This window comes from uncultured Parasphingorhabdus sp., assembly GCF_963677535.2.
Classification (GTDB): domain Bacteria; phylum Pseudomonadota; class Alphaproteobacteria; order Sphingomonadales; family Sphingomonadaceae; genus Parasphingorhabdus.
On sequence record NZ_CAXXUT010000003.1, the window covers coordinates 1,736,986 to 1,754,692 of the forward strand.

12 protein-coding genes and 1 tRNA gene are annotated in these 17,707 nt (G+C 58.2%); 7 read left to right on the forward strand and 6 right to left on the reverse strand.

The window, feature by feature from the left end:
- Positions 1 to 7: 7 nt before the first annotated feature.
- From ACHZCJ_RS15455 to ACHZCJ_RS15480, 6 genes are all read right to left on the reverse strand, one after another.
- Positions 8 to 2,728, reverse strand: coding sequence for a valine--tRNA ligase (locus ACHZCJ_RS15455; protein ID WP_321327431.1), 2,721 nt, complete (start codon positions 2,726 to 2,728; stop codon positions 8 to 10).
- A 135-nt stretch (positions 2,729 to 2,863) separates the two neighbouring features.
- Positions 2,864 to 3,535, reverse strand: a complete 672-nt coding sequence (locus ACHZCJ_RS15460; RefSeq protein ID WP_321327433.1) for an enoyl-CoA hydratase/isomerase family protein — start codon at positions 3,533 to 3,535, stop codon at positions 2,864 to 2,866.
- On the reverse strand, positions 3,532 to 5,625 hold the full coding sequence (locus ACHZCJ_RS15465; RefSeq protein ID WP_321327434.1) for a S9 family peptidase: 2,094 nt from the start codon (positions 5,623 to 5,625) through the stop codon (positions 3,532 to 3,534). The genes ACHZCJ_RS15460 and ACHZCJ_RS15465 overlap by 4 nt, the downstream gene beginning before the upstream one ends.
- A 55-nt stretch (positions 5,626 to 5,680) precedes the next feature.
- A complete protein-coding gene (locus ACHZCJ_RS15470; RefSeq protein ID WP_159645194.1) occupies positions 5,681 to 6,166 on the reverse strand; it encodes a DUF2497 domain-containing protein in 486 nt (161 codons plus the stop codon).
- Between the two features lie 53 nt (positions 6,167 to 6,219).
- Positions 6,220 to 7,683, reverse strand: a complete 1,464-nt coding sequence (locus ACHZCJ_RS15475; RefSeq protein WP_159645185.1) for a TolC family outer membrane protein — start codon at positions 7,681 to 7,683, stop codon at positions 6,220 to 6,222.
- 21 nt (positions 7,684 to 7,704) lie between these two features.
- A complete protein-coding gene (locus ACHZCJ_RS15480) occupies positions 7,705 to 8,358 on the reverse strand; it encodes a protein-L-isoaspartate O-methyltransferase (RefSeq protein WP_321327438.1) in 654 nt (217 codons plus the stop codon).
- A gap of 251 nt (positions 8,359 to 8,609) precedes the next feature.
- Here ACHZCJ_RS15480 and ACHZCJ_RS15485 point away from each other — a divergent pair.
- From ACHZCJ_RS15485 to ACHZCJ_RS15515, 7 genes are all read left to right on the forward strand, one after another.
- Positions 8,610 to 8,683, forward strand: a tRNA-Cys gene (locus tag ACHZCJ_RS15485).
- A 234-nt stretch (positions 8,684 to 8,917) separates the two neighbouring features.
- Entirely contained in the window at positions 8,918 to 9,298 is a 381-nt protein-coding gene (locus ACHZCJ_RS15490; RefSeq protein ID WP_321327439.1) for a hypothetical protein, read from the forward strand.
- 312 nt (positions 9,299 to 9,610) lie between these two features.
- Positions 9,611 to 11,140, forward strand: a complete 1,530-nt coding sequence (locus ACHZCJ_RS15495) for a hypothetical protein (RefSeq protein ID WP_236553955.1) — start codon at positions 9,611 to 9,613, stop codon at positions 11,138 to 11,140.
- Positions 11,141 to 11,211: 71 nt separating this feature from the next.
- Complete coding sequence (locus tag ACHZCJ_RS15500; RefSeq protein WP_321327440.1) at positions 11,212 to 13,938, forward strand: TonB-dependent receptor domain-containing protein; 2,727 nt, start codon at positions 11,212 to 11,214, stop codon at positions 13,936 to 13,938.
- 185 nt (positions 13,939 to 14,123) lie between these two features.
- Complete coding sequence (gspE, locus tag ACHZCJ_RS15505; protein WP_321327442.1) at positions 14,124 to 15,680, forward strand: type II secretion system ATPase GspE; 1,557 nt, start codon at positions 14,124 to 14,126, stop codon at positions 15,678 to 15,680.
- Between the two features lie 65 nt (positions 15,681 to 15,745).
- Positions 15,746 to 16,543: a tryptophan 2,3-dioxygenase gene (locus ACHZCJ_RS15510; protein WP_321327444.1), complete on the forward strand. Its 798-nt coding sequence runs from the start codon at positions 15,746 to 15,748 to the stop codon at positions 16,541 to 16,543.
- Positions 16,540 to 17,661 carry a class V aminotransferase gene (locus tag ACHZCJ_RS15515; RefSeq protein WP_321327445.1) on the forward strand — a complete coding sequence of 374 codons (1,122 nt, stop codon included), beginning with the start codon at positions 16,540 to 16,542 and terminating at the stop codon, positions 17,659 to 17,661. Before ACHZCJ_RS15510 ends, ACHZCJ_RS15515 begins: the two co-directional genes overlap by 4 nt.
- Positions 17,662 to 17,707: the final 46 nt, after the last annotated feature.

Below are 17,707 nucleotides of genomic sequence, written 5' to 3' on the forward strand. Positions count from 1 at the left end.
GGACCAATCACCCCAACCGGTCGATAGCGGCCTGCAATCGTTCGGATTCTGCCTCTTTCTCGGCCAGATCGGCGCGCGCTTTTTCTACTGCTTCTGGCTTGGCTTTCTCCACGAAATTTGGATTGCCCAATCGTCCGCTCAGGGATTTGGCTTCTTTTTGAGCGGTTTCCAAAGCCTTGTTCAGTCGACCCTTCTCCGCGTCAATGTCAATCGCACCGGCGAGTGGCAATATGTAGGTCGCGTTGTCGACAATGATCTGAGCCGAGGGACCTTCCGGGGCAGGGTCAAAGGAAACAGCCTCGAGACGTCCAACCCGGTCAAGCGCGGAATGCTGGCGCGCCACCTTGGCCTGCAGACTGTCGTCTCCATCGCGGACATGGGCGGTCATTTTGGTCCCTGGGGTGATGTTAAGCTCGACCTTGGTAGAACGTACTTCGGAAATCAGCTTGATCAGCCAGTCCACTTCTGCCTTGGCATCCGCATCGACGGCAGCTTTCGGCGCCGGCCATTTTGCAATGATCAGATCATATTCCCTGTCGCCCATTGCGTGCCAAAGTTCTTCGGTAATGAACGGCATGAACGGGTGGAGCATGACGATGATCTGGTCGAGCACCCAGCCGGCCACCATCCGGGTTTCGTCGGCAGCGCTGGCATCTTCACCCTGCAGAACCGGCTTGATCAGTTCGAGATACCAGTCGCAGAACCGGTCCCAGGTGAAGTGGTAGATGGTGTTGGCCGCCGCATCGAAACGCAGGTCGGTCAGCGCCTTGTCGAGCGCCTGTTGCGTCTCGACCACTTCGCTGATGATCCAGCGGTTGACGGGCAGGGCGGCTTCCGGGGCAGCAAGCGTCTTGCTCGCGCCGATCCCTTTGGCCTCGCAGAAGCGCGAGGCATTCCACAATTTGGTCGCGAAATTGCGATAGCCCTCGACCCTTTTGTCATCCATCTTGATGTCACGGCCCTGGCTTTCCATGGCCGCCATGAAGAAACGCAATGCGTCGGCGCCATATTGGTCAATCAGGCCGAGCGGATCGACGACATTGCCCTTGGACTTGGACATTTTGGAGCCATCTTCGGCTCGGACCAGCCCGTGCAGATAGAGCCGCTTCCACGGCACTTCCTTCATGAACTGGATGCCCTGCATCGCCATCCGCGCATCCCAGAAGAACAGGATGTCAAAGCCGGAAATCAGCAGGTCATTGGGGTAATGGCGTTCGAGGTCTTTGGTCTGTTCCGGCCAGCCAAGCGTGCCAAAGGGCCAGAGAGCGGAAGAGAACCATGTGTCGAGAACATCGGGGTCGCGAGCGAGCGTGACGTCCGGGCCTGCCTGCGATTGTGCCTCCTCTTCGCTCATCGCGACATAGATTTTGCCATTTTCGTCAAACCATGCCGGAATCTGATGCCCCCACCATAATTGCCGCGAGACGCACCAGGGCTGGATATTTTCCATCCAGTTGAAATAGGTCTTTTCCCAACTTTTCGGCACGATTTCGATATCGCCATCGCGCACGGCCTTGATCGCCGGCTGGGCCAGCGTTTCCGCATCGACATACCATTGGTCGGTCAGCCATGGCTCGATCACCACGCCGCCGCGGTCCCCGAAAGGTGTCGCGATGGTGCGCGGTTCGGCGTCATGTTCGACTGGTTCGCCGTCCTTGTTTTTCGAAACATGCGGGATCAGGAAGCCCTGTTCCTTCAGCTGCTGCACGACCAGTTCGCGGGCGCCGTCGACGCCGTCTTTGCGGAACCGATGCAGCCCGATATATTCGTCCGGCACCAGTCCGTCGGCGGTCTGGCAGACATTGGCTTCGCCATCGAGCATATTGAGCATCTCGCTGGCGGCAAAGCCCGCCCGCTTGCCAACCTCGAAATCGTTGAAGTCATGGCCCGGCGTTATTTTCACCGCGCCCGAACCCAGTTCCGGATCGGCATGTTCGTCGGCAACGATTCTGAAACGGCGCCCGGTGATCGGCTGCTCGATTTCCTTGCCGATCACGCTCTTGTAGCGCTCGTCCGATGGATGCACCGCAACCGCCATATCGGCGAGCATCGTTTCCGGCCGGGTCGTCGCGACCTCGATATAATCCTGCCCGTTGTCCAGCGTGACGCCATCGGCCAACGGATATTTGAAATGCCAGAAGCTGCCTTTGGTATCGACTGTTTCGACTTCCAGATCGGAAATCGCGGTCTTCAGCGCCGGGTCCCAGTTGACCAGGCGCTTGTCGCGATAGATCAGGCCGTCATTATAAAGATTGACAAAGACCTTGAGCACAGCCTCGTTCATGCCCTCGTCCATGGTGAAACGCTCGTTGGACCAGTCCATCGAACAGCCTAGCCGGCGCAGCTGCTTGGTGATCGCGCCGCCGCTTTCCTCTTTCCACTCCCAGACTTTCTCGACAAATTCCTCGCGGGTGAAGTCGGTGCGTTTCTGCTGGCGTTCGTTCATCTGGCGCTCGACCACCATCTGGGTGGCGATGCCGGCGTGATCCATGCCGACGACCCAGAGCGCATCCTTGCCCTTCAACCGCTCGTGCCGGATGATGATGTCCTGCAGCGTATTGTCCAGCGCATGACCGATATGCAGTGACCCGGTGACATTCGGGGGCGGGTTCACAATCGTAAACGGTTCGCGATCATCGCGTTCCGGGCGGAACAGGCCCTTGTTTTCCCAATGTTCATACCAGCGGGCTTCGATGGCGGCGGGGTCGAAATTTTTGTCTAAGGTCATGGCTGGGTCTTTGGCATTGCTTTTGGCGGGAGACAACAGTGTTGTGATCCGCACTTGATGCGGAGGCCTAAAAAGGGACGTGCGATCTTGGCCTCCTGGAACTCCGCATCAGGTGCGAAGCACCGGGGCCGGCACTCAACCCTTCAAAATCGCATCAATCTCGGCATTAGCCTTGGCGCGCAATTGCCGTTTGCAGGCCTTGAATCCTGGCTGAGCCGCCAGTTCCCGTGCGGTGGCAACGGCCTGTTCGAGCAGTTGCCCGGGGCTTGCCAGCTCGTCAGCCAGCCCAGCGCTAAGGGCTTCGACAGGGTTTAGCAAATGCGAAGACAGAGCCAGCCGGCGCCGCCAGACAGGATCCAGCCAGTGATCCAGTATCGCCTGCGGAACGGACGGAAAGGGCAGGCCGGCCTTTGCCTCCGGCAGGCCGATTTTATAATCGCCCTGTGCCGCGACAATCCAGTCCGCTGCCAGCGCCATGATCCCGCCCGCGCCGATCGTGTTGCCGTTGAGAGCCACCACGAAAGCGCAGGGCAGGCGATGAAGTGAGGCCGCAAAAGCATCAATGGCGGCAGCGGCCTGTTTCTGGCCAGTCTTGTCCAGCGCCGCCGCGATTTTGGTGTCCATTCCGCAAGTAAAATGCTCGCCCGCCCCGGTCAGGACAACGCCATGTGGGGGAGGGTTGTCGGCCAGTGCCTGAAAGGCCGCAATGCCTTCTTCCAGCAGTGCCGGGTGGAGCGTGTTGCGTTCGCCGTTGGTCAGCGTGACAATCGTGGTGCCGTCACGGTCCTCCGTGGGGAAAAAGCTCATTGGCCTTCGCTGTCCTGCCCATCGGTAGCGGTCCATTTGTCCATCCAGTCAAACACCGTCCGGTACCATTGCACGCTGTTCTTGCCCTTGAGCACCCAGTGGTTCTCATCGGGGTAGATCAGTAATTTGGAAGGGATTTCCATTTCCTGGGCAACGGTGAACGGCATGATGCTCTGGGTGTAGGGAATGCGGAAATCCTTCTCCCCATGGATGAACAGCGTCGGTGTTTTCCAGTTTCCGATGTGGTTCACCGGATTCCATTTTTCCGGATTGGGGCGTGTCCACCAGTTGCCACCGTGTTCCCATTGGTCAAACCACAATTCTTCGGTGCTTAACGCCATCGAGCGCAGGTCAAATACACCCGCGTGGTTGATCAGGCAGTCAAACCGGTCAGGCCAGTTGCCCGCGATCCAGTTCATCATATAACCGCCGTAAGAGCCGCCGAGTGCGCAAGCGCGATCGCCATTGATTTGCGGATCGGTCTCGAGAGCGGCGGCATAACCCAGTTTCAGGTCTTCCAGCGGCTTGCCGCCCCAGTCCTGATTGATGCTGTCGGTAAATTCCTGTCCGTAGCCAACTGAACCATGGAAATCGATGGTGACTGCGGCATATCCCTGCGCAGCCATCACCTTGGGGTTCCAGCGTGTGGACCAGCTGTTGCCGAAACTGCCCTGTGGCCCGCCATGGACCAGAAAGGCCATCGGCAGTTTGCCGGGCACGCCTTCCGGCTTGATGATCTGTCCCCAGACGGTGTCACCATTGGCACCAGCGAAACTGAACCGCTCGATTTCTACCTTATCTATCTCGGCCAGCTCGGCGCCATTGATATTGGTCAGCTGCCTGACACTACCATCCGCTGCGCGCCGATACAGGTCTGTCGGTGCTTGCAGGCTGTTCATCGTGTAAAGCAACGAACCATCCTGCAGGGGAATTGTTGTGCCAACATTGCCGCTTCCAGTCAGGCGGGTAACCTTGCCGGTCGCGACCTCCACTGCAAAGGCGGGGTGATCGAGCACATCCTGTGCGGTTACGACGAGATATTTGTCGTCGGGCGTCCAGGTGATCGAGCCGACCGAACGGTCCCAATTCTCGGTCAAGGCAATCGCATCGCTTTCATCGCTGCCTTGCTTGCGCAATTTTACGACAAGCCTGTCTGACTCATAGCCGGGCCGTTCCATTGCCGCCCAAGCGAGCCATTCCCCGTCCGAAGAAAATGCGGGAAGCGTATCGGTGGCTTCGTTGCCATCGGTATAGTTGACGGTTCCCGAGCCATTGGTCTTGGCGCCATAAATATCGATATTCGTCGACTTCGGTTCATTGCGGTCCGCGATCCTGAGCGCGAAGAACACGCCGTCTTCTCCTGGCACCCAGGCAATTTCCTCGCCGCCGCCAAAGGGTTTGGAGGGGCTGTCGCCGACCAGATCACCATCCAGCGCCGCGCCGTCACCAGTGACTTTCCCGTTTTTCAGGTCAAAGGCGAATATCCGGCTGTAATTGCCCGGTGTTTCCCAGCTGGACCAGTGGCGGATGAAAAGTTCGTCATATTCGCGGCCTGTTCCGGGGCCAAGTTCGGCCCGGTTTCCGTCTTTTTCGCATCCGAAGGTGGGGCAGTCTTTGGCAATATCACCCCAAAGCACAATTTTTTCGCCGGTTGGTGACAGCTTGAAGCCAGCGATGTCGGCTTTCAGGTCGCTCGCCTGGACCGGATTGCCCACTTGCTCGCCTGCTGTGATACGCGCATGCCAGAGCTGTTCCGAACCGCTGGCGTCGCTAAGATAATAAAGGCGGCCGTCGGGGGCGAAAGCCGGGCTATGTTCGCTTTTGCCGGCGGTGTCGGCAATTGGTACGGGAACAGCATTGTCAGTCTCAATGTCCAACAGATAAAGCGCGCTGGATCGTTCGTAACTGTCCGCATCGGTTTCGGTGACGTCAAAGACGGCCCATTTCTCATCGGGAGAAACCGAAACCGATCCCATGCGTTTTAAAGTCGCAAGATCTTGCGCTGTCATTGGTCTTGCCCCAGCCATCGCAGGGGCCATCATGCCGGTTGCGAGCAGGGCGGCGGTGAATGTTTGGAAAAATTTGGTCATGAGCAACAGTTTAGCACGGCTGCTCGACAAGGCAATTGCGATTAGATCGGCGTGCCTATTTCTCGCTCAGTCGCTGGATTTCGCGTGCCACCAGCTCTTCAACCAGATCGGGCAAATTGGCATCCAGCCATTGCTTGATCATCGGCCGCATCAGGTCACGGGTCAGCTCTTCCAGCGATGTGCTGCCAGCGGGTAGCGCTGCCGGTTTGCGTTCCATGGCTTCCTTCTCCACCAGCGCCGAAAGCGACTGGCGCATGCTGTCCAGCTTGTTGTCGTCGATCAAGCGTTCTTCCTTGCGGCGGTCGCCGAAGACGCCGCTCGCGGATGAACTATGATGGCCCGGCAATTCGTCGGTCAGCTCCAGTATTTCTTCATTGCGATCGGCCGGAGTGATGTCGGGGACGGCCTGCAGCGCCGGTTTTGTTGCCGTTTTGCGATGCGGCTGGGGGGTGTCCGCGTCGATCGCCTTGTCCTCAGCGATGATGCGTTTGATCGACGAGAGAATTTCCTCCATCGACGATTCCCTGTTCTGTTCGGCCATTTGCGAAACCCCCAAGCTTATACTGTGTTGCCGCTACTATCGGCGCCATGCATCTATTGGCGCTTCGGTGTCTCGGGCAATGGTTCTATCTCCGCTTTTTGCGCCTGCGTGTCAACGGTCCTGGTCGCCTGCGGTTCGGGATTGGGGTCACTCTGGAAGTCGTAGAACATATCGTCGACCCGGTCATAATTGACATCGGGATCATAAAGTGGTCCGCCTTCCAGTCCCAGATCGCGCGCTTCTGCGCGGCCCATTGCGGCGAGCAGGGAGAATCCCGCGACATAGCTGTTGCGGCGGGCAGTCACCAGCTGGACCTGCGCGTTGAGCAGTTCCTGCTCGGCGTTCAATATATCCAATATGGTCCGGTTGCCGACGGAATTTTCCGCACGCACGCCTTCCAGTGAGAGGCTTGCTGCCGCCACGGCCCGCTCGGAAGACTGGATCACCCGCTCTGCCGCGCGCCAGCTGGAATAGGCCGCACGGGTTTGCGAAATGACATCGCGCTCAATGGCGATCAGCTGTTCGTAGGCCTGACCGGAGAGCGCTTGTGCCCGACGAATCTGGGCGGCCGGCCGGCCGCCTTGATAAATCGGTACGCTGGCACGAACTCCCACCTCGGCGGTAGACTGTTCCTGAATGAACACACTGCCGGCGACATTTCCGCCAAGCGAGCCATGATAATTGAGATAGCGTCCCTGCGCGTAGGTGCTGACCGTCGGCTTGTTGCCCGCCCGGGCCGTCTTGATATCAAATTCGGCGGCCTCGCTGCGCTCCTTGGCGGCGAGCAGATCCGGATTATAGGTCAGTGCCACATCCACAGCCTGATCCGGAGTCTCCGGCATGTCCGGCAAAGGCGGAGGCGGTTCCAGCTCGCCCGGCTCGCGACCGACCAGAGCAATATAATTTTCCTTGCTGCCGATCAGGCTGGCGCGGGCGGTTTCCAGGTCACCCTTCGCCACTTCCAGCCGGGATTCCGATTGCGCCACGTCGGTCCGCGTCAAATCTCCGATTTCGAATCGGTCGCTCGTCGCTTCAAGATTGACCGTGAGAACGCCCACGTTGGCCCGGTTCAGCTTGACGATCGCAGTGTCGCGGATCACATCCATATAAGTAGCAACCACATTGCTGAACACGCTCGCTTCTGTCGCACGAAGGTCATATTGTCCGGCTTCCACTCGGGTACGAGCGGCGCGAATGGCATTTTTTACGGCACCCCCGGAATAGATCGGTACGTCGATAGAGCCGCCTGCCGTGGATTGGCGCAGCGGAGCCGTGAAACTATTGGCACTGCGGAGGAAATTCTCCTGAAATCCGAAATCTGTTGTGGCGCTGGGTCGGCCATCGGCTTTGGCGATGGCAACCGTTTCATCTGTTGCCCGTTGCGCTGCCCGCGCGCCGGACAGCGTCGGGTTGGTTTGATAGGCAGCTTCCAGCGCGTCGCGCAACGTATCCGCTTGCACGGGTGCAGACAGCAACGCCACAATAGCTGTTCCCAGGAAAAGGCGGCGTCTACTCATGTCGTCACTCTCCCGAACGCCTTAAAATGTAAAGCTTTTTTCTTTTTCAAAGCCGGGCAGGGGGCTTGCTCCGCAATCGGCAAAATATTGATAGCCGATATGGCCATCTGCCGTCCGGCCCAGAGCAAGACGCGACACGCCGTCTTTCATCACGGCTGCAACCATGCGGCCATCCGGCGCGAGTTGATCGACCAATAGCTGGGGAATCTCTTCTACCAACCCGTCGATGACAATCACAGAATAGGGTGCAGCCTGATTCCAGCCATCAGCATGTTTTCCGGATTCGACACGAATATTGTCAAATTCAGCCAGATTTTTAGCCGCTATGGCAGCCAGTTTGGCGTCTTGCTCAACCGCGACGACATTCCCCGCGAGTTGCGCCAGCACCGCTGCCGTATAACCGGTGGCAGCGCCAACCACGAGAACCGTGTCGTCTTTGGTTGCATGCGCCATATTCAGCAAGCGTCCCGTGGCGAGCGGCGGGTTCAATGTTCGACCCTGGCTGATATGCACACCTCGGTCTGCATAAGCAAAGCTGCGCTGGGCAGCCGGGACGAAATCTTCGCGAGCGACATGGCTCATCGCCGCGATAACCCGCGGATCACTGACATCAGTTGTGCGCAGCTGGCTTACAACCATGGCTTTGCGCATCTGTTTGAAATTTTCCTGGCCCAAGCGTCGATCCTCGCAATGAATGTTGTGCGTTCATGCCATTTCCGTATTATGAATACAATACACTATGGCGGAATGTTGTCGCTTCTAGCTCGCCTTGCCCTTTGCGCCAAGATGGATTTCGGTGATTTTCTGCTAACTGCGTCTTTTGCACGACATAGGGCCTTTTTTGACCTGTCGAAGGCAATGTGGTTTGCGGACGTAACTTTGGGTTGACTTTCGCAGCAAAGCGACGCAATTCGCGCCCTCTCTCTGGCCCGATGGCGGAGTGGTGACGCAGCGGATTGCAAATCCGTGTACGCCGGTTCGATTCCGGCTCGGGCCTCCAGAGACGCTTCCCATACCTGTAAATAGCTTGACCGCCAAGCCGGCCTCGCGCTTCCGAGAGTGGTTTGCTGCGCGCGCGGTTGCCCGCGATCCTGTCGCCGGTTTTGTTATTGCCGCGCTTTGTCCACCATTTTGGCCAACGGCCTCCTTGCCAAATATTACACTTTTATTGCACTTATGTTGCATCGCTGTCATATTTGTGTAACAAAGAGCTATCGGTAGAGGAGAAGATGTCATGAAGTCCGCAAAAATTCTGGGTTCTGCAACTGCTATGCTGTTGATGGGAAGTGCCGCCGTGGCGCAACCGTCTGGCGAGATTGGTTATGAAAGAGGCGCGCTCGGCTATGACGCGCTGGTGGCGGGGAACAATGAACTGGCCCTGAAACAGCTGAAGGCTTCCGAGAAGGATCACGCCAGGGATCCGGCTCGCTTGATCAATCTGGGACAGGCCTACGCCCGTTTGGGACGTATGGGCGATGCCGCACGGTTGTTCATGGCTGCCAAAAACAGTAGCCGCAATTACGATCTCGTGCTGGCCAGTGGCGAGGTGGTCAAATCCCGCGTGGCAGCAGAACTGGCTTTGCAGAATCTGAACGAGCGGCTTGCCCGCCGCTAACGGGTGCCAAGTCGGGCAAACCGATCACTTAAATTTGAAATTCGGGAGGATGGCCGCTTTTGCGGTCATCTTTTTTTATAACAGAAACTCTGTCGACCGGGATTGTTCCTCGGGCAAACCGTTCAATTCCGCAGTTGCGGTCATGTTGAAAAATAACCGTCATAATTGAGTCTCCAAACCGTCACGCAAACAGCATCGCCGGGTCATTTCCGGTCCCTAGTGCCCATTCCCGAGGGCGATGGGGGCCGGTTGATTCGAACCGCATCGTTTGATTCGAAAGTATCAAATCAGTTTTTTGCGGAGACCAAACCCATGTTGAATAAGCAATTTCGTTCTGTCCTGTTTGCAGGTGCGGCAGCTGTCGCAGTGACGGCCTGCGGTGCCGACGATGTCGCATCACCGGGTGAAGGCAATATCGTTGTTCTGCCTTCGCCAACACCGACACCGACCCCGACCCCAACCCCGACGCCGACACCGGGCACTGCGGCCGATGACTGTCCGACAGGCTTTACCAATGCCGGTGTTCTGGCAAACAACCGGGTCTGCCAGATTCCGAACAGCATTCAGTCGGCCCTGACGGTCCCGCAGCGCGACGGAACAATTTATTCGATGAGCGGACGCGTAGAAGTCGGTACCGACGTTGGCGGTGATGGCGCTGCTGCCGGTGGCGTATCCAGCAGCCTGACCGTCGAGCCGGGCGTTGTTGTTTTTGCCCAGAGCGCCACGACCTTCCTGATCGTCAACCGCGGATCGACCTTTAACGCTCCCGGTACCGCAACCGAACCGGTGATTTTCACCTCGCGCCAGAATATCGAAGGCACGACCACCGACGCCGACTCGAACCAATGGGGTGGAATTCTGGTTCTTGGTCGCGCACCGATCAGTAACTGCATCGGCGCCGTTGCTGGCGGTACTGCCGGATGTCAGCAATTGGCAGAGGGTGCAGGCCCGTCCGATTTCTACGGCGGAGACCAGGCGGCCGACAATAGCGGCACTATCAGTTACCTGCAGGTTCGTTATACCGGTCGGGCTGCATCGGCCAACCAGGAACTTCAGGGCTTGACCTTGGGTGGCGTCGGTTCGGGTACCGATATCTCCTACGTCCAGATCCATAATAGTGGTGATGACGGTGTCGAAATCTTTGGTGGCACGGTCAATCTGGACCACCTGATTATCACCGGAGCGGACGATGACTCGCTAGACACCGATGTCGGCTACAAGGGGGCCATCCAGTTTGTTATCGGCGTTCAGAACACCACCGGTGGCGACACATTGTGGGAAGTCGACTCCGATGATGACAGCGGCTTCGATTTCACCCCGCGTCAGGATGTCAAGCTGGCCAATTTCACCTTCATCCAACGCAAGACAGGCGACAAGGTCATTCACCTTCGCGGCGGACCGGATGCCGCGATCCTGAACGGCATTCTGGTCGGACCGGGAACCTGCCTGGATATCGATCAGGCCGAAACGGTTCAGGCAGCCAATGCCGCGCTTGACGAGCTCGGCCCCCCACGGATCCAGTCGGTGGTTGGCAGCTGTGCCACGGGCGACTTTGATGCGGATGCCGATACGTTTGAAGCCACTGCGGTGAATGCTGCGGGCAATGCGAATAACGACTTCAACTTCGTATCCAGCCTGGTTTCCCTGTTCATCAATGGCTCGAACGAAACGGCTGTGACACCGGTCGCCAATATCACCAGCTTCAGCCCGGATTTCGTTCAGGTAGATTATATCGGTGCCGTCCGCGACATCAACGATCTCTGGTACCAGAGCTGGTCTTGCAATGCGAGCTACGCTGATTTCGGTTCTCTCCAGACTTGCGCAGCTTCGCCGGTCTCTTGATCGCCACAGCCCGTTCAGGAGGTGGCGGCCCGTGTCGCCACCTCCCTTTCTTTTTATCCGAGGGATCATCAATGTCGAAACCTGCCCCACTCGCGAGCATACTCCTTTTTTCCACAGCACTCAGCCCTCTGCCGGCGCTGGCGCAAGCGAGCCCGGCTGAAGTCGTTGAGCCTTCTGAAGCTGAACCAACTGAAGAAACGCAATCCGGCGATGATGTCGACATTTCTGCTCCTGGCGGTGGCTTCAGTGGCGAGATTATCGTTCGCGGCCGCTATATCCCCAATTCCATACGCAATAATTCGAGCGTGATTTCCGTCCTTTCGACGGAAGATATTGCCCGATCGGGCGATGGCGATATCGCCGGTGCTCTGGAGCGGGTTACCGGGCTTTCTGTTGATAGCGGCGGTTTTGTCTATGTTCGTGGCCTCGGCGACCGTTATTCGCAGGCATTGCTGAACGGCACGCTTATCCCCTCGCCGGAGCCGCTAAAGCGGGTTGTGCCGCTTGATATTTTTCCTGCCTCGGTGCTTGCCAGTGCCACGGTTCAGAAGAGCTATTCGGTCAATTATCCCGGCGAGTTTGGCGGCGGTCTGATCAATCTGACCACGGCTGCCATTCCCGATGAAAGCTATTTCGAATTCGGAATGGGCATGGGTATGAATAGCGAAACGACCGGGAAACTTGGCTATACCCATTTCGGCAGCGACAGTGACTGGACTGGTTTTGACGACGGTACCCGCGACGTGCCGGCCGGTCTGGCTGCGGCATTTAACGCCGGGTCCCGCATCGAACTGGGCCCTGATTTCACCCAGGAGCAATTGCAGGATTTTACCGCCAGCCTGGTTAACGCGCCGACCACATTGGTTCAGCGCAATGACGATATCCCGGTCAACTGGAGCGCCGATATGAGCGCTGGTCTGGTCGAGGATATTGGCGCCAGCCGTCTCGGCGTGATCTTCAATGCCTCGTACAGCAACAAGTTCTTCACCCGCGATTCGATCGAACAGGGCGGCACCACCAGCATCATTGCCGATGACGGTCGTAACGTGCGTACCGATCACAATATCGTGGTTAGCGGACTTCTCGGCCTGGGTCTCGAAGTGGACGAGCATGTAATCCGCTGGACCAATCTCTACATTCGGGATTCCCTGAAACAGACAAGCCTGAAAGCCGCGGACAATATCAATACCGGCGACATCGACCCCAGCACACCGGCGGATGAAATGCGCCAGCAGACCAACTGGATCGAACGTCAGTTGATAGACACGGTTTTGGTTGGCGAATTCAAATTCGGCGATATATCGCTTGATGTTCGCGGTGGTTATGCGAATTCGCAACGCGAAGCTCCCTATGAGCGCTCCTTTACCTATTTCTATGACCCGGTTGCCGAGGATTATGTCAATAACCTGCTGACCAACCCGCAGTCGGCCACTATCGCATTCAGCGATCTGAACGAAGATGTGTGGAATGGCGGTATAGATTTTGCCTATGCTCTGCCGACTTCGCGCAACATAACTTTGTCGGCCGGCTACAGCTATGTGAACACCAGCCGGAACGCATTCCGGCGCGACTTCCGCTACTTTCCGACCAGCAGCCTGCCGTTCGGGGTGAGCCAGGAGCGTCCAGATTATCTCGTTTCCGACTTTAATGTCTACGGCGGCTACACCGAAGGCATTACAACCGACGGTATTTTCATTCAGGAAGACCAGACCAATGCAGGCTCTCAGGCCTATGATGCAGAGCTGACCGTTCACGGTGCCTATGTCAAAGCCGATGTGGAACTGATTGACTTCGTTCAGGCCGAATTGGGTGTCCGCTATGAGTCGGCTGATCAGTCGATAACCGCGCTGGATATCTACAATGACGGCACGCTGGTGCAGACAGCCCCGCTCAAAAATGACTACTGGTTGCCTGCCGGTACACTGACATGGAATTTTGCCGAGGATATGCAATTCCGTGCAAGTGCTTCGAAAACCATCGCTCGTCCGCAATTTCGCGAACTGGCCCGCCCGCAATATCTCGACCCGGACTCCGGCCGGGTATTCTCGGGCAACCCCTTTCTCGAAGATAGCGAGCTGTTCAACGCCGAAGCCCGCGTCGAATATTATTTTGGCGATGGAGAACGTGTCCTGCTGGCTGGCTTCTACAAGAAGATCGACAATCCGATCGAACCCGTTGCATTCATTCCTGCCGGCAGTTCGGATTTCCAGACCACATTTGCCAATGCTCCGGAAGCCCAGCTATATGGTGCGGAAATCGAGCTGCTGAAATATTTCCCGATGGACGGGCTGGGGAGCTCAGACTTTTTTGCGGATAGAAGGTTCGTTGCGATTGCCAACTATACCTATACCGATTCCGAGCTGAAGGTGGGCACGAACGATACGACCATCCTGGACGATACGCTGGGCGTACGCTCGGCGGATCAGGTGTTCATCGACGGTTCGCCTTTGACCGGACAATCGAAACATCTGGCAAATTTCCAATTCGGAATCGAAAATACCGAACGGCTTTCGCAATATACTTTCCTGCTCAGCTATGCCAGCGACCGGGTCACCACGCGTGGCCCGATCACGGGTGGCCAGCCCGACCCGGATCTGGTGCAGGACGCAAGCCTGAAGCTGGATTTTGTTGCGAGAGAAGCGGTCACCATTGGCGGTCAGGAACTGGAAATCAAATTTGAGGCACGCAACCTGACCAACGAGAATTTCCGGGAAACCCAGTCCGGCAACGTTCTGATCATCAACCAGCAATATGATCTCGGCCGGAGCTTCTCCATTGGGGTCAAGGCGAAATTCTAGCCCCCCGGCGCGAGCGTAACCTATCTGTCATCTTAGTGTCGCGGAGGCGTCACCATAGCGATCTAGCCAGTGTAACGGGCAAGACAGGACAGGGACGTCGTGATAACCGGATTTCTGACAACAGGCTGCAAGAATAGGGTCGGATCGGCCGGGCAGGCCGTCCGATCCAATGACGGATTGCTGCCATGAATATGCCCGCTCCGGTCGAACAAACATCCGGCGGGAACACATCCCGGCCCATTTGCGACAGCCAAGCGCTATTGCTCGACCTTCCTTACAGCTATGCCCGCGATCAGGGCGTTATAATCTGTTCGATGGAGGACGAGCGGGCAACCATAGCAATGCGCGAGGGTGCGGACCCGTCCGCCTTGCTGGAAGTGCGGCGCTATCTGGCTCTGCCCTTCGATGTGGAACTGGTCGATGCTCCGGCGTTCGAGAAGCTGCTCAGCGCCCATTATGCGATGGACGGCTCGGCGGCCGCCATGGCGGGCGATATGGCGCTGGCCGGCGAGGGGCTGGACGATATTGCCGGGGATATCCCGAGCGCCGAGGATCTGCTCGACAGCGCCGATGACGCGCCGACCATCCGGCTGATCAACGGGATCATCGCCGAGGCGGCGCGGCAGGGCGCTTCGGACATCCATATCGAACCTTACGAGACGGGGCTGGTGGTCAGGATGCGGGTCGACGGCGTGCTGACCGAGAAATTGCGTATGCCGCCGCATGTCGCGGGCGTGATCGTCAACCGGATCAAGGTTATGGCGCGGCTCGATATTGCCGAGCGGCGGATACCGCAGGACGGCCGGATCAGCCTGACGCTGGGCGGAAAGCTGCTCGATGTGCGTGTTTCCACCTTGCCCAACCGGGCGAGCGAGCGGGTGGTGATGCGGATTCTCGACAAGGAAAGCGCCGGTATTTCGCTCGACCTGCTGGGCATGTCCCCCAATACCCACGCGATCCTCAGCGAGGCGCTCAGCGAACCCAATGGCATCATCCTGGTCACCGGCCCCACCGGCTCGGGCAAGACCACCACGCTTTACGCCGGCCTCAAGCAGCTCAACGACGGCAGCCGCAATATCCTGACCATCGAGGATCCGGTGGAATATGCGATCGAGGGGATCGGCCAGACGCAGGTCAATGCCAAGGTCGGCCTGACCTTCGCGGCCGGTCTGCGCGCGATCCTGCGGCAGGATCCCGATGTCGTGATGATCGGCGAGATCCGCGACCGCGAGACGGCCGAGATTGCGGTGCAGGCGAGTCTTACCGGTCATCTCGTGCTCTCCACCGTGCACACCAATGACGCGGTCGGTGCGATCACCCGGATGCGGGACATGAAGGTGGAGCCGTTTCTGCTCGCCTCGACCCTGCGCGCGGTGGTTGCCCAGCGTCTGGTGAGAAAGCTCTGCGACCATTGCCGCACCCCGATCCAGGCCGACGGGAGCCTCGCCTCGCTGCTCGGCTTTGACAATGGCACCGTGGTCTACCGCGAGACCGGCTGCGACCATTGCAACCATACCGGCTTTCAGGGCCGTATCGGCGTGTTCGAGGCGATCCGCATCGACGACACGCTGCGCAAGCTGATCAACGACGGTGGCGACGAGGCGCGCATCGCATCGCATGCATTTCTCAAACAGCCCAATCTGGGATCCGCTGCCAGAGCGCTCGTTCGCGAAGGCCTAACCACTGCCGAAGAAGGAATCCGGATTTCCCGCCGCGAAAGCGAGACGATATTGATTGGATGAGATGATTTCATCGGATATCAGTCCGCTTCTCTTCCCATCAGGCGATAGCGGCGTTACACTTCCGCATGACCGACACATCCACCATGACCTATGCGCGCTATCTGGCGCTGGACACATTGCTCGACGCGCAGCATCCCCGGTCCGATCTGGACGACGAGATGCTGTTCATCATCATCCACCAGACCAAGGAACTGTGGCTCAAGCAGATCATCCGCGAGATGCGCTTCGCCAAGCAGCAGATCAGGACCGATGCGCTCGTCCCCGCTTACAAGGCGCTGGCGCGGGTCAGCCGGATTCAGGCTGTCATGACGCTGAGCTGGGACGTATTGTCGACCATGACGCCGAGCGATTATACGCGCTTCCGTCATGTTCTAGGACCCAGCTCGGGTTTCCAGTCCGACCAGTTCCGGACCGTCGAATATATGCTCGGCCTCAAGGACAAGGGCTTCCTGAAATATCAGGAGGATCGTCCGGAAGCGCAGTCGGCGATGCAGGCCGCGCTGGACCAGCCGAGCATCTGGGATGATGCGATCGCGGCGCTGGCGCGGGCCGGTTTCGATATTGATCCAGAGCTTCTGGACCGCGATTTTTCGCAATCCCATCAACCGTCCGAACAGGTCGAGGCAGCGTTTTTGGAAGTCTATCGCAAGCCCGAGCAATATTGGGAGCTTTATCAGCTGGCGGAAAAGCTGGTCGATCTGGATGATGCAATGGCGACCTGGCGGCACAAGCATGTGCTGACGGTCGAGCGGATCATCGGCGGAAAAATGGGAACCGGCGGCACGGCGGGCGTTTCCTATCTGCAGAGCACATTGGGCAAACGCGCCTTTCCCGAACTATGGTCACTGCGCACCCAGTTATGAGCTGGAAACATCTGTTCTCCCGCTCTCTGTCGGCCAATCCGGAGCGGCTGCATTTTGCTGCTCACAGCCACCATCTCTGGCCCGATGCCAGCCACGACGGCCATATGACTGCCTGGCAGGATGCAGCGGCGTTGGCGGATCACAAATGGGACAAGATCATGGGGCCGGTCTGGACCGCAGCGCAGCAGCATGTTGCGAATGAACTGAACCTGCCCGATCCTGCCACCCTGTGCTTCGCGCCGAACACGCATGATTTCATCGTGCGCCTGTTGTCGGCCATCCCGAAGCGGCCAGTCCGGGTGCTGGCGACCGATGGCGAGTTTCACAGTTTTCGCCGGCAGATGACCCGCTGGGTGGAGGCGGGGGAGGTCATCCTGGAAACGGCTTCGTCGGACAGCTTGCTGGAGACGGCTCGATCCGGGCAATTTGATCTGATATTTGCGAGCCATGTGCTGTTCAATTCCGGCGCCATTGTCTCCGTGCTGGACGAGCTTGCGGCGCTGGCGCGTCCCGAGGGACCTTGGGTTGTGATCGATGGCTACCATGGCTTCATGGCGATCGAGACCGACCTGTCGCAAATTGCCGACCGGGTATTCTATCTTTCGGGCGGTTACAAATATGCGATGGCCGGTGAGGGTGCCTGTTTCCTGCACGCACCGCCGGGCTATGCCGAACGGCCGGTGGTGACGGGCTGGTATGCCGCCTTCGACGATCTGGCCCTGCCACCCGAAGAGGTCGGCTATGCACCGGACGGGCGGCGCTTTCTGGGCAGCACGTTCGATCCGTCCGGCCTTTACCGCTTCAACGCCGTCCAGAATATGCTGGCTGCGGAAGGGCTGACGACAGCGGTAATTTCCAGCCATGTCGGCGCATTGCAGGCGCAGTTTCTGGAAGAAGGTCCGCTGGCAGATTTCGAACTGCTCAATCCGCTTGGCGACCGGCAGCACGCCCGTTTTCTCGCCTTTCGCGGTGACACAGCCTCCGCGCTCCATGACCGGCTGGCCGCGTGCAATGTCGTGACCGATGTGCGCGGCGATGTCCTGCGGATCGGCTTTGGTCTTTATCATGACCACGACGATGTGGCCCGCTTGCTAAAAATAGCAGGCGAGCCGGGCTGAGGGATTTGCCGCTACGGCTTGTCAGCCCAGGCCCGTCACTCAGCGG

Excerpts from the sequence above, each read along its gene's own strand:
- gspE (WP_321327442.1), top strand. The coding sequence starts at position 14,124 with ATGAATATGCCCGCTCCGGTCGAACAAACATCCGGCGGGAACACATCC.
- ACHZCJ_RS15500 (WP_321327440.1), top strand. The coding sequence starts at position 11,212 with ATGTCGAAACCTGCCCCACTCGCGAGCATACTCCTTTTTTCCACAGCA.
- ACHZCJ_RS15475 (WP_159645185.1), bottom strand. The coding sequence starts at position 7,683 with ATGAGTAGACGCCGCCTTTTCCTGGGAACAGCTATTGTGGCGTTGCTG.
- ACHZCJ_RS15460 (WP_321327433.1), bottom strand. The coding sequence starts at position 3,535 with ATGAGCTTTTTCCCCACGGAGGACCGTGACGGCACCACGATTGTCACG.
- ACHZCJ_RS15515 (WP_321327445.1), top strand. The coding sequence starts at position 16,540 with ATGAGCTGGAAACATCTGTTCTCCCGCTCTCTGTCGGCCAATCCGGAG.
- ACHZCJ_RS15470 (WP_159645194.1), bottom strand. The coding sequence starts at position 6,166 with ATGGCCGAACAGAACAGGGAATCGTCGATGGAGGAAATTCTCTCGTCG.
- ACHZCJ_RS15465 (WP_321327434.1), bottom strand. The coding sequence starts at position 5,625 with ATGACCAAATTTTTCCAAACATTCACCGCCGCCCTGCTCGCAACCGGC.
- ACHZCJ_RS15490 (WP_321327439.1), top strand. The coding sequence starts at position 8,918 with ATGAAGTCCGCAAAAATTCTGGGTTCTGCAACTGCTATGCTGTTGATG.
- ACHZCJ_RS15495 (WP_236553955.1), top strand. The coding sequence starts at position 9,611 with ATGTTGAATAAGCAATTTCGTTCTGTCCTGTTTGCAGGTGCGGCAGCT.
- ACHZCJ_RS15510 (WP_321327444.1), top strand. The coding sequence starts at position 15,746 with ATGACCGACACATCCACCATGACCTATGCGCGCTATCTGGCGCTGGAC.
- ACHZCJ_RS15455 (WP_321327431.1), bottom strand. The coding sequence starts at position 2,728 with ATGACCTTAGACAAAAATTTCGACCCCGCCGCCATCGAAGCCCGCTGG.